This window comes from Lysobacter lycopersici, from assembly GCF_007556775.1.
GTDB lineage: Bacteria > Pseudomonadota > Gammaproteobacteria > Xanthomonadales > Xanthomonadaceae > Pseudoluteimonas > Pseudoluteimonas lycopersici.
The window spans coordinates 1,558,006-1,570,347 of the sequence record NZ_CP041742.1 but is presented as its reverse complement, the minus strand read 5'-3'; the positions used below and the strand labels follow the sequence as shown (position 1 = coordinate 1,570,347).

At 64.1% G+C, this 12,342-nt stretch carries 11 protein-coding genes; 5 read left to right on the top strand and 6 right to left on the bottom strand.

The genetic code is table 11. The features are described from left to right. Positions 1–54: 54 nt before the first annotated feature. From FNZ56_RS07850 to FNZ56_RS07825, 6 genes are all read right to left on the bottom strand, one after another. A complete protein-coding gene (locus tag FNZ56_RS07850; protein ID WP_143879304.1) occupies positions 55–1,392 on the bottom strand; it encodes a sigma-54-dependent transcriptional regulator in 1,338 nt (445 codons plus the stop codon). An 82-nt stretch (positions 1,393–1,474) separates the two neighbouring features. Next, positions 1,475–2,698, bottom strand: coding sequence for an ABC transporter permease (locus tag FNZ56_RS07845; RefSeq protein ID WP_143879303.1), 1,224 nt, complete (start codon positions 2,696–2,698; stop codon positions 1,475–1,477). 35 nt (positions 2,699–2,733) lie between these two features. Beyond that, positions 2,734–4,041, bottom strand: coding sequence for an ABC transporter permease (locus tag FNZ56_RS07840; RefSeq protein WP_143879302.1), 1,308 nt, complete (start codon positions 4,039–4,041; stop codon positions 2,734–2,736). Between the two features lie 95 nt (positions 4,042–4,136). Next, a complete protein-coding gene (locus tag FNZ56_RS07835; protein WP_143879301.1) occupies positions 4,137–4,859 on the bottom strand; it encodes an ABC transporter ATP-binding protein in 723 nt (240 codons plus the stop codon). A 38-nt stretch (positions 4,860–4,897) separates the two neighbouring features. Next, complete coding sequence (locus tag FNZ56_RS07830; RefSeq protein ID WP_143879300.1) at positions 4,898–5,113, bottom strand: hypothetical protein; 216 nt, start codon at positions 5,111–5,113, stop codon at positions 4,898–4,900. Between the two features lie 2 nt (positions 5,114–5,115). Then, entirely contained in the window at positions 5,116–6,402 is a 1,287-nt protein-coding gene (locus FNZ56_RS07825; protein WP_143879299.1) for an efflux RND transporter periplasmic adaptor subunit, read from the bottom strand. A gap of 193 nt (positions 6,403–6,595) precedes the next feature. On the opposite strand from FNZ56_RS07825, the gene glmS reads away from it, so the two are divergent. The 5 genes from glmS to FNZ56_RS07800 all read left to right on the top strand — a co-directional run bounded on the left by glmS (position 6,596) and on the right by FNZ56_RS07800 (position 12,337). Further along, positions 6,596–8,428 (top strand): glutamine--fructose-6-phosphate transaminase (isomerizing), encoded by a 1,833-nt coding sequence (gene glmS, locus FNZ56_RS07820; protein WP_143879298.1) that lies wholly within the window; start codon positions 6,596–6,598, stop codon positions 8,426–8,428. A gap of 188 nt (positions 8,429–8,616) precedes the next feature. After that, positions 8,617–8,853: a hypothetical protein gene (locus FNZ56_RS07815; RefSeq protein ID WP_143879297.1), complete on the top strand. Its 237-nt coding sequence runs from the start codon at positions 8,617–8,619 to the stop codon at positions 8,851–8,853. A gap of 17 nt (positions 8,854–8,870) precedes the next feature. Beyond that, positions 8,871–10,670 carry a hypothetical protein gene (locus FNZ56_RS07810; RefSeq protein WP_143879296.1) on the top strand — a complete coding sequence of 600 codons (1,800 nt, stop codon included), beginning with the start codon at positions 8,871–8,873 and terminating at the stop codon, positions 10,668–10,670. Beyond that, positions 10,667–11,602 (top strand): hypothetical protein, encoded by a 936-nt coding sequence (locus FNZ56_RS07805; RefSeq protein WP_143879295.1) that lies wholly within the window; start codon positions 10,667–10,669, stop codon positions 11,600–11,602. The genes FNZ56_RS07810 and FNZ56_RS07805 overlap by 4 nt, the downstream gene beginning before the upstream one ends. Before the next feature lie 3 nt (positions 11,603–11,605). After that, on the top strand, positions 11,606–12,337 hold the full coding sequence (locus FNZ56_RS07800; protein WP_143879294.1) for a DUF6339 family protein: 732 nt from the start codon (positions 11,606–11,608) through the stop codon (positions 12,335–12,337). Positions 12,338–12,342 lie beyond the last annotated feature (5 nt).

The following is a 12,342-nucleotide window of genomic DNA, read 5'->3' as shown; positions in this document are numbered from 1 at the left end:
GGCCGCGAACTGCAGGCTCAGAGGAATGCGCTGGCGCCAGGCTTGCATGCGCGCTCAGTCGCGCTCGATGCCGAGGCGCTCCATGCGCCGGTACAGCGCCTGCCGCGACAGGCCGAGTTCGGCCGCGGCCTGCGCGACCACGCCGCCGGCGCGCGCGAGCGCGGCCTCGATCGCGGCGCGATCCGGTTCGTCGCCTGCGCCCGTCGTCGCGGTACGCGCAGCGGGCAAACCGAGGTCGGCCGCGCCGATGTGCTCGCCGCGCGCGAGCAGCGACGCACGCTGGATCGCGTTGCGCAGTTCGCGCACGTTGCCCGGCCACGCATGCGCGAGCAAGGCGCGTTCGGCGTCGGCGTCGAGCTGTTTGCCGGAAGGAAGGAAATGCCGCGCCAGCGGCAGGATGTCGGCGCTGCGTTGCGCCAGCGGCGGCACCCGCACTTCGATCGCGTTGAGCCGGTAGTACAGATCCTCGCGGAATTGCCCTGCGGCGATCAGCGCCGGCAGGTCGGCATTGGTCGCGCTGACCACGCGCACCTTCACCGTGCGCTCGCGGTTGCCGCCGAGGCGTTCGAAGCGCCCGGTCTCGAGCACGCGCAGCAGCTTCACCTGTCCCGCAAGCGGCAGCGTGCCGATCTCGTCGAGGAACAGGGTGCCGCCGTCCGCGGCCTCGAACTTGCCCTCGCGCGGCTTGTTCGCACCGGTGTAGGCGCCGGCCTCGGCGCCGAACAATTCGGCTTCGATCAGTTCCCCCGGCAATGCGCCGCAGTTGAGCGCGACGAACGCGCCGTTCCGCACTGCCGAATTGGCGTGGATGATGTCGGCGTATTTTTCCTTGCCCACGCCGTTCGGCCCGGTGACCAGCACCGGCAATTCCGAACGCGCGACCTGGCAGGCGAGCGACAATGCCGCTTCGCTCGCGGGATCCGCGTAGACGATGCCGCGCAGGTCGAAGTCGCGTTCCAGCGCCGCGCGCCGGCGGCGTTCGCCGTTGCGCCGCTGCGAAAGTTCGCGTTCCGCCTGCGACAGTTCCAGCAGATTGTTGACCGCGACCAGCAGCTTGCGGTCGTCCCAGGGCTTGGCGAGGTAATCGGCGGCGCCGGCCTTGACCAGGTCCACCGCGGATTCGAGGTGCGTCCACGCGGTGAGCAGGATCACCGGCAAGTCCGGGTGCGCGGCGCGGATCTTCGCGAACAGTTCGACGCCTTCCTCGCCCGAGGTGGTGTCGGCGTGGAAGTTCATGTCCTGCACCACCAGGTCGATCGGTTCGCGCGCGAGCAGCGCGATCCCGTCCTCCGGCGACGTCACCGACACGGTGTCGATGTCGTGCAGCGAGAACAGGGTTTCCAGCGCGGTGGCGACGGAGGGGTTGTCGTCGATGACGAGGATGGTGGGCATGTGTCCCAGCTTACCGAGAAGAAGGGCCCCTCATCCGCCTTCGGCACCTTCTCCCCGCGAGCGGGGAGAAGGAAAGGCGAAATCAGACGGTGCGTGTGGCGACCGCCGGCGGCACCGCCGCGGCGCGCCGCGCCGGACCGAGTACCGACGCCTGGCCGAGCAACCACAACACCAGCGCGCCGACCGGCAGGTACAGCGCGGGCAGGCGCGGCAGTTCATAGGCGCCCATCAGCAGCTGGTTGATGCCGTAGGCGCCGATCATGCCGATCACGATGCCGAGCGTGGCAAGCAGGAAGTTCTCGGTCTGGAAGTAGCGCAGGATCTGGCCGCGGGTCGCGCCGAGCGCGCGGCGCACGCCGATCTGCTTGGTGCGCTGCTGCACCCAGAAGCTGGCGAGGCCGACGATGCCCAGCGCGGTCACCACCAGCAGCGCCACGATCACCGCCAGCAACAGCCAGGCCATGTTGCGGTCGCTCTGGTACCACTTCGCCACGACGTCGGTGAACGGATCCTGGTCGAGGACGATGCGGCGGTTGCTGTTCTTCTCCAGCGCGGCGACCGCGGCCTTCTGCACCTCGGCGCGACGCGCGGGATCGGTGCGCAGGACGAAGGTGCCCTGGGTCAGGTCGCGCAACGGCAACAGCACGGAATAGCCTGCCTCCGCGGGGCCGCCGTTGTCGTTGGGCCGGATCAGGCGATCGACCACGCCGACCACGCGGTGCGGCACGTCGTTCGAATTCCAGCTGTAGACCAGCTTGCCCACCGCGCTCTGGTTCGGGAACAGCTTCTGCGCCACTTCGCGGGTGAGGATGATCGCGGGAAGGGTCAGCTTGGAATCGGGCTTGTTGAAGGACTCCCAGTCGACGTATTCGTCGGCGGTGAAATCGCGGCCCTCGACGATGCGCAAGCCGAGTGCATCGACGAGGTTTTCACCGAGGTAGGTCGAGGCATCGAGGTTGGGCACGTCCTGCTTGGGCTGCAGCGACACCGAGCTGTTCCACGAGGTGTGGTCGAACGGGATTTGGTTGAGCGACGTCGCGGCCTTCACCCCGGGGATGGCGCGCAGCGAGGCGATGTCCTCCTTCGCCAGCGCGGTCGCGTCGTCGGTTTTGCCGATGCCGGCGACCCGGATGCGCACCAGTTCGGTGTCGGCCACGCCGGTGGGGCGGTGTATTTTCTCGAGCCGTTGCGAGATGAGGAACACCGCGTTGCAGATGATGGCGCAGGACAGCGCGATCTCGAGCACGATCAGCGCGGACGCGGTCTTGTGCCGGCGCAGGGTGGAAAGGATGGGGCGGATGTCCATGGGATTCTCCGGAAGTTTCGTTCGCGAACGCGCCGTCACTGGCTCTTGAGCTGGATCGCCGGCGCGACCTGCATCGCGCGCCACGCCGGCAGCAGGCCGGCGAGCACGCTGCTGACGAGCGCGAGCGCGAAGGTGGCGAACAGCATCGGCATGTCGAGGTGCGCGAGTTCGGCGTAGTCGTCGGGTTGCTGGCGCACCGCCCACAGGCCGAGCAGGGCGAGGCCGAGCCCGGCGACGCCGCCGACGATGCCGATCGCGCTGGCTTCGACCAGGTATTGCGCGAACACCGCGCGCCGCGAGGCGCCGAGCGCGCGGCGCACACCGATCTCCGGTTCGCGGCGCATGAACTTGGCCAGCAGCAGGCCCACGGTATTGAGCAGGCACACCAGCAGGAAACCGAACGCCAGCCACAACTGCAGGCGCACGTCGCTGGGCACCGCCTGCTTGAAATCCAGCCACTGCATCACGTTGTCGAGGCGCACGTTGGTCGGGCGCTCGAAGCGTCCGGCGGCACGCTGCTGGTTGGAATAGTTCTCCAGGTACTGCTTGTAGGCGGACGCCTTCGAAGGATCGTCGAGTTCCACCCAGTACTGCACCCAGGCGCAGGGCGCGTTCAGCCCGACCGAACCATCCGCGTCGGTCTGGTCGCCCCAGCAATCCATGTTGCCCTGCACGCCAAGCTTGAGCGTGCGCGAAGTGGAGAACGGCACGAACACCTGCTCGACCGCGCTGAAGCGATCGTTGGTGAGGTCATAGAACTTTGGCGTCGGCCGCCACTTGCCGAGCACGCCGACGATGCGGAGGCTGTTGTCGCCGGCGCGCAGCGTCTTGCCCACGCTGTTGCCGCCGCCGAACAGTTTTTCGTTGAGTTCCTTCGAGATCACCGCGACCTGGGCGCGGTTTTCGTCGTCCGCGCCGGTCCAGCCGGAACCGAAGGCGAAGGGCGCGTCGAACATCGGGAAGAAATCGGCGCTGGTGTAGCGCGCGTTGACCACGAACGGATCGATCTTGCCGTCGCCCGATTCCACCGACAGCGCGCCGCCGCTCATCATCGCCTGGCGGTCGCCGCGGTGTTCGCGCAGCAGGGCCTCGGCGTCGAAGCGGGTCATCTGCTCCTCGGGTTCCTCGCCCGGCTGGAATCCCTGCTTCGTGCGCGGCTCGATCCGCGGATAGAACAGCCGGTCGCTCTTCTGCGGGATCGGGTCGCCGGCGAGGATGTGGAACACGGTGAGCGTGGTCATGCTCGCGCCGATGCCAAGCGCGATCGCCAGCACCATCAGCGCGGTCAGGATCTTGTTGCGCCGGAAACTGCGCAGGGCGAGGTTGCAGTAGTACGTGAACATGGAAAGCTCCCTTCGGTCGCGGGGCTAGGGGCCAGGGTTGGAAGAGCGGCGGAATGGGCGTGGCGAAAAGTTCTGCTTTCGCCAGTCCCCAGCCACTAGTCCCCGGCCGTCGCGGTCGTGGCGTGCGCAAGCCGGCTCAGGCTCGTTTCCACCGAGATGTCGGTGGCCATGCCGTCGACGATGTGCACGTTGCGCTGCGCGCGCGCCGCCAGTTCCGGGTCGTGGGTCACCATCACGATGGTGGTGCCGGCGGCGTTGATTTCCTCCAGCAGTTCCAGCACGCCGCGCGCCATCTGCGAATCGAGGTTGCCCGTCGGTTCGTCCGCAAGCAGCAGTTTCGGGCTTCCCGCCAGCGCACGCGCGATCGCCGCGCGCTGCTGCTGCCCGCCGGAGAGTTCGGTCGGGTAGTGCTTCATGCGCGAACCCAGCCCGACCTGCGACAGCGCCTTCTCGATGCGCTGCCTGCGGTCGGCGGCGTCGAAGCCGCGATAGCGCAACGGCACGTCGACGTTGTCGAACAGGTTCAAATCCGGGATCAGGTTGAAGCCCTGGAAGATGAAGCCGATCTTCTGGTTGCGCAGCTTGCTGCGCGCGTCGTCGGACAGGCCGCGCACGTCCTGGCCGTCGAGCGTGTAGGTGCCGCCGGTGAATTCCTCCAGCAGGCCCGCGATGTTGAGGAAGGTGGTCTTGCCCGAACCCGAGGGGCCGGTGACGGCGACGAATTCGCCGTCGCGCACGTGCAGGTCGAGCGAACGCAGCGCGTGGGTTTCGACCAGCTCGGTGCGGTAGACCTTGGTGACGGCTTGCATCTGCAACATGGCGGTTTCCTGTCGAAGGGAAGGGGGAGGGGCAGGCCTCAGCGCACGCGCAGCAGCGGCGACATCGCGGCCACGGGGAGATAGCTCTTCGACCGGCGCGCGGCGTTGGCCGGCGGTGGCATCGCATCGAATCGCACCAGGCCGAGCGAGATGCGTTCGGACAGGCGCAGCGGCACGGCGTCGGCGAGCTCGTCCGCGGACCAGTTCCGCGGGAAGTCGTGTGCCGGGTAATACGGATTGTCTTGCGTGTACATGGTCATTCTCCCGAGATGCGGACTTTCTGCGAATCGCCGAACGCGTCGGCGCCTGAAACCACGATGCGATCGCCTTCCTTCACGCCGCCGAGGATTTCCACGGCATCGAGGCTGCTCACGCCGGTGCGGATCGCGCGCTTGACCGCACTGCTGCCGTCCATGACGTAGGCGCTGTTGCCGCCGCCCTGTTCCAGGAACGGACCGCGTTCGACCTGCAGCACGTTGTTGCGCGTGCCGAGCAGGATGCGCGCGGACAGGCGCTGGTTCTGGCGCAGGCCCGGCGGTTGTTGCGACTTGAAGCGCAGGCGCGCGGCGACTTCGCCGTTCACCACTTCCGGCGACACCGCCGACACCTGCGCGTCGAGCGTGCCGGTCGGGCCGGTGACCTGCGCCGGCATGCCGATGGCGAGGTCGCGGGCGAAGCTTTCCGGCACCTTGATCTCGACTTCGAACACCGACAGATCGACCACGCTCAGCACCGGCGCGTTCGCGGCGACGTTCTGCCGCTGCGCGATCAGCACCTGCCCGACCTGTCCGTCGAACGGCGCGCGCAAGGTGAGCGCATCGACTTGGCGTTGCAGTTCCGTGACGACCGCGCGCTGGCGCTCGGCGAGCAATTTCTTGTTGCGAAGGTCCAGCCCGGCGCCCTCGCCGAGCAGGGTGGAATCGGTGCGTGCGCTGGCGAGGCCGAGGTCGGCCTTCTTCAACGCGTCCTGCGCGCGCGCCACGTCGATCTGCGCGACCGCGCCGCCTTCATAGGCGCGCTGGTTGCGTTCGAGGTCGCGTTCGGCGGCGATGCGATCGATGGAGGCCTGGTTGAACGCCTTGCGCGCGTTCGAGCGGGTGATCTGCGCATCGAGCGCGGCGCGGCTGGCTTCGGCTTCGAGGCCGGCCAGCGTGGCCTGTTCCTGCGCGAGCTGGCTGCGCAGTTCCGGGCTGTCGATCTCGGCCAGCGCCTGGTCCTTCTTCACCGCATCGCCCGCGACCACGTCCAGGGTCACGGTGCCGCCGGCAATGGCGTACAGCGTCGGGCTGTTGGCGGCGATGACGCGACCGTCGGCGGAGATGTCGCGCACCAGGTCGCCGCGGGTGACGGTGGCGATGCGCACGCGCGAGCCATCGAACGAACGCGAGCCGCCGGCCCAGCCCGACACCAGCCAGCCGACGACTACGACCAGCGCGATCGCGCCCGCGGCGATCAGCAGCGCGCGGCGGCGCTTCGCGGCAGCGGCCGTGCCAGCGGGCTGCTGCACGGGGCGGTCCTGGGCGGAGGTGTCGCGGATGCTCATCGGGTTCGCTTGGATTGGCGGATGCCTGTCTTATGCAGGATGCGTGCCAATCGCAAACGGTTGAATCGGAAGGAAAATATTTCTCCGGACGAGTGTCCGGCCGGGTGTCCGGGCGTCCGCGCGGACGCCGCCGGCGACCGCATCGCGGCCGCTCGCTAAACTGCGCACTCCTCCCCGCGGATTTCCCCATTCCATGTGCGGCATCGTCGGCGCGATCGCGGATCGCGATGTGGTTCCGGTCCTGATCGAAGGCCTCAAGCGCCTCGAATATCGCGGCTACGATTCGGCCGGCATCGCCGTGGTCGCCAGCGACGCGGTGCGTCGCGTGCGCCGCACCGGGCGCGTCGCGGAAATGGAAAGCGCGGCGCTGGCCGAGGATTTCCACGCCACGCTCGGCATCGGCCACACGCGCTGGGCGACGCACGGCGGCGTGACCGAGGGCAACGCGCATCCGCACATCAGCCACGGCGACCTCGCGCTCGTGCACAACGGCATCATCGAGAACCACGAGCAGCAGCGCGAACGCCTGCGCGCGCTCGGTTACGAATTCACCTCGCAGACCGATACCGAAGTCATCGCCCACCTCATCCACCATTACCGTGCGCAGGGCGATTCGCTGCTGGTCGCGCTGCAGCGCGCGGTGAAGGAGTTGGACGGCGCCTATGCGCTGGCGGTGATCGACAAGCGCGATCCCTCGACCCTGGTCGCCGCGCGCATGGGCTGCCCGCTGCTGGTCGGCCTCGGCGAAGGCGAGAACTTCGTCGCCTCCGACGTGTCCGCCATCCTCTCCGCGACCCGCAAGGTGATCTTCCTCGAGGAAGGCGACACCGCCGAAGTCACCCGCGCCCGCGTGCGCGTGTTCGATGCGAACGATGCGCTGGTGCAGCGCGACGTGCACGTCTCCGACGTGTCGCTGGCCTCGCTGGAACTCGGCCCTTACCGGCACTTCATGCAGAAGGAGATCCACGAGCAGCCGCGCGCCATCGCCGACACCATCGAGGCGGTGATCGACGACAACGCATTCTCGCCGCAGCTGTTCGGCGCCGATGCGGAATCGGTGCTCCGCGACATCGACGCGGTGCAGATCCTCGCCTGCGGCACCAGCTATTACGCGGGTTTGGTCGCGCGCTATTGGATCGAGGCCATCGCCGGAATTCCCTGTGCGGTCGATATCGCCAGCGAATACCGCTACCGCGACGTGGTCGCGAACACTAAGCAACTGGTCGTCACCATTTCCCAGTCCGGCGAGACGCTGGACACGATGGAAGCGCTGAAATACGCGAAGTCGCTCGGGCAGCAGCGCACGCTGTCGATCTGCAACGTGCCCGAAAGCGCGATCCCGCGCGCCAGCCGTCTCGTCTACTACACCCGCGCCGGTGCCGAGATCGGCGTGGCCTCGACCAAGGCCTTCACCACCCAGCTGGTCGCGCTGTTCATCCTCACCTGCACGTTGGCGAAACTGCGCGGCCGGCTCGATGCGACGCAGGAAGCCGGATTCCTCGACGGCCTGCGCCAGCTGCCGGGCAGCGTGCAGCACGCGCTCAACCTCGAACCGCAGGTCGCCGGCTGGGCGGAGAAATTCGCGCCCAAGCAGCACGCGCTGTTCCTCGGTCGCGGCATGCATTACCCGATCGCGCTGGAAGGCGCGCTCAAGCTCAAGGAAATCTCCTACATCCACGCCGAGGCGTATCCCGCCGGCGAGCTCAAGCACGGGCCGCTGGCGCTGGTCGACGCGGAAATGCCGGTGGTGGTGATCGCGCCCAACGATTCGCTGCTGGAAAAGGTGAAGTCCAACATCCAGGAAGTGCGCGCGCGCGGCGGCGAGATGTTCGTGTTCGCCGACGCCGACAGCCACTTCGGCGAATCCGAGGGCGTGCACGTGATCCGCACCCCGCGCCACGTCGGCGTGCTGTCGCCGGTGGTGCATGCGATCCCGGTGCAGTTGCTCGCCTACCACGCCGCGCTGGCGCGCGGTACCGACGTGGACAAGCCGCGTAATTTGGCGAAGAGCGTGACGGTGGAATGAGATAGACAACGTTTGCAGGGGGAGCCCGCCCCGCTTCTTCGCTGACCCGCCAGCTTAAAAAGACGTCAGGCGCCAAATATAGGGCTCCAAAAGAAGAAGCAGGGCATGTGCCACTAATCAGCTATTGTATTTTCTGAGCACCGAATATACGCTACATTTAGCATATGTAGGTACGTACGGTGCAAATAATGCCCGAAAAACGGAACAAACGAGAGCGGTTTGTAGAGCTTGGCGAAACGCGGGTCCGCAAGGCGGCGCAGTTTTTGCGATTGATAGGGAACCTATCAAATACAAGCAATTACGAATATACGGCAGAAGATGCTCAAAAGATTCTTACTGCGCTGGACAACGAGATGAAGCTATTGAAGGCCAAATTTCAGGCCGGAATCGCTCGGCGTTCGAGAGATGAGTTCAAGTTGGGTTGAATGCAGGGGGCATTGCGATGACGAACTGGGTGTTCCATGAAAGCGACCCGATGGGTGGCGCCGCCGGCGAGGCCTACGCGAACACGCTGAAATCTCCGGGCATGCAGCCCGAACACGTCTTGGCTCGAGAGGCGATCCAAAACTCGGTGGACGCAGGGTTGGGCGCGCCGAAGGTCACCGTCCGGTTTCGACAACGCAGTCTCAAGGGCAAGGCAAAGACGGAGTTCGTACGCGCCGCGGAACTCAGCGGACAGGCAGTTCGTAGCGAAGCCTTGGAGCTGCCATCCCCCAACTGTCTGGAGACCCTTGACGTTCCTAGCAAGTCGCTTGAGCTCCTGTATGTCGAGGACTATGAGGCGGAAGGTCTGTCTGGCGATCCCCACGACAAAGGCTCCAACTTCTACCGTCTGCTTCTCTCCCTCGGAGACCGATCGAAAGCCCGTACTGAGAAGGGTACTGGTGGGTCGTATGGGTTTGGAAAATCTGTTTACTCATCCAGCTCAGCTATCCAGACCATCTTTGCCTACACGCGTTTCAAGGGTGAGGATGGCGTCGAGAAAACACGACTCTTTGGCTGTGGCTACTACAAGAGCCACGAGTACCGTGGAAATAGTTACAGCGGTCGTGCCTGGCTCGGAACGAGTAAGCGACAGGACGAACAAGGTCGCACGATCGTTGATCCTCTGGAGGACAAGAAGGCAGACAATCTAGCTGCAAAGCTTGGCTTTCCACTTAGAGGTGAGGGCGAAACGGGAACGACCATTCTCATAGTGGATGCCTCAGTGAATCTCTCAGACATCATCACCGGCGTTGAGGATTGGTGGTGGCCCCGACTCATTGAACACAAGCTTGATGTCGAAGCGATTGATGCGAGTGGCCAAGTATTCGTTCCCAGGCCTCGTCGAAACGAGCAGCTGCGCCCCTTCATCGACTCATTTGAGATCGCGCGAGGTGTCGCAACCCCGAAGACCGGAATGCAAAAGCTGAACCCGCTGAACCGACTTGGCGAGCTCAATTTGGGTACGTGCGGATTCGTGGTTTCTCCACTCAACGCCCAAGGCTCCCCGATCGTCAGGGCTGACCGATGCAACACAGTGGCGCTGATTCGCGCACCGCTCATGGTCGTGGCATACAAGCCGTTTTCGGAAACGGCCCCAGTTGTCGTCGGAGCCTTCATAGGGTCCGAAGACATTGACCTTGTTCTCAAGAAGAGCGAACCGCCCGCACACGACCGGTGGGACCCAGATTCGCAAAATCTACGCGATGTCGACGGTGCAGGCAAAGACGTCGTCAACGCGGTGCTGTCGCGCGTAAAGGCTGGCCTGAAGCGGTTCCAGAGCGAGGCCGCGCCGCCTGCGCCAGCGAAGCAAAAGCGTCTGTCGATTCTTGAGCGCGCGTTAGGATCCTACTTTCGACCAACCGGTACGGGCGCAAAGCCACCGCCGGATCCTGCGAGTTCACTTGTCCATTTGGAATTCAGTAAACAGCCTCACGCTACTGCAACCCCGGATGGGCAGCTTCAGCTAACGAGTTCGTTCAAAGTATTTTTGGATGCAAAGGCCGACGACGAGCCTGTGAAATTGCGCGTCCGTGTGAGCTGTCCGGTTCTTGAGGACGAAGGACAGGAGGGAGACGACCTGAATCTCACGATCAAAGTAACAGGCGTCGACGCAGAACCTGACCCAGAAGATCACCGTCTCTTCCGTTTCACCATGACGAAAGGCGACAAGGCTCACTTCGGAATTCAATCCGAGTCGTACGACCCTGCGTGGACCGTCCGGCTTCGCCCTGAAATCGACGATGAGGCGGTGGCATGAGCACGCCCAAGTACCACAAGACCGCCACCAAAGACGTTCGGCCGTTCTTCGAGGTTGCGACGCTTGAGGAATCGCTCAAATCGGCCCAGATTCGACTTTACGAAGACCAGCCGTTCACCGACGTAGCGTCGTTCACGATTGAGTCACAGGATGCGACTCGCCTAGCCATCGTCGTGCGGCCCGGAATAACCGAGGCGACGCTCGCATCGGCGGGTATCGCCCGGTCCAAGCTAGTTGTGGCGGTTACGGCCGTAAATCCGTTTCTCAAGCGTACAGAACTCGTGCATCGAATGCTCTTGAAGGACGATGTGCCTGGTGACGTCGCAATCGGTAGCGAAGTGCTTGAGCGCCTCGGTGGCGGGTCGAACATGACAATTGAAGTGGTGTTGTGTCTGGCGACTGATTTGAAGAAGGAGGCGGGCAAACCCTTCATGCAGGGCCATTGGCTTTCGAAGAAGTCGTTTGAACTTCGACCTCCTAAGCCGACGGAGGACTTTGACGTAGAACCGATGGGAGACGAAGGGTGGAAGGCAATGGGCTTTCCGCCCAAGACGCTTTATCACGTGGACTACTACACGGGATTCAATGAGCCTGTGGACAAGTCTCGTCCGATCGCGAAAGTTCGCATTCACGAAGATGTCCACAAGAAGCTCGCGGTGGAGAACCTTCCCGCAATGAGCAGGCCAATCATGGCCTTCTTGGCGGCTGAAATTCCATGCCAGCTCCTCGCAGCCAGCTTGACCGAATGGAAGGACGCAGCAGCGCCAGAACCACGGAGTCCGCTGGACGCATTTTTCAAGCGCCTCAAGCGAATCGAACCGCAGTTGACGATGACCGATCTCACTAACTGGGCCGGAGAGCCTGGAATGCCCCGAATCCGCGCACTTTTGCACTCGGACCAGGAGTCGGTACGAAAGGTCGTGGAGGCTTAACAGATGCGCTATCCCATCCTTACAACCACGGATGCTTCGATCTTCTTCATCAACAAGCGGGCCGGAACGCCAGTCGAACTGGATCGCCTGGTGAAAACGCGTGGGGAAGGTCCCGAGATTTGCCAGAAATTCGTGAACGAACTGGTAGCGGAATTGGCCAGCATCAAGTCCCGGTTTCCAGAGGGCCTCAAGAGTGCGAAGAGCGCGAACGCGTTCGAAGCCCTTGCCGCCCGTACGATCCATTCCCGGGTCGCCGTGGGAGTGGATATCCTCGCCGACCCCGACTTTTGGCTCTGGCTGGCTGCTGTCCACTTTTCTGACATCGTGGAGTGGAGATATGGCAATCCAAAGGGTGGAACAGGCGCTGCAAACTACGGCGTAGGTGCCAGGTCCGAGAATCTTCTATACCGACTCTGGCTTCGCGCCGAACTCGTGCTCGACGAAGAGGCCACCGATCGATATCATCTATGCGATCACGGCCAAATCGACTTTTATCGGAGTCACCTTTTCCGACAGGGCTACGCGAATGCAAGAAACTTCGCACGTGCCCTAATACGGTTTCAGTACCCCGATAAGGCTGATGCTACCCAGCCCTTCTTGAAGGTCGATCAGATTCGGGAGCTGGTCAAGCGACTCCGGCGTTTGAGAACAAATTTATTCATGGAGATTCTTGATGAAGTTGAGTGTCGAAAGGTCATTGACGAAGAAATCGACAGAGTCCCGGAAGCGGCATGACATGA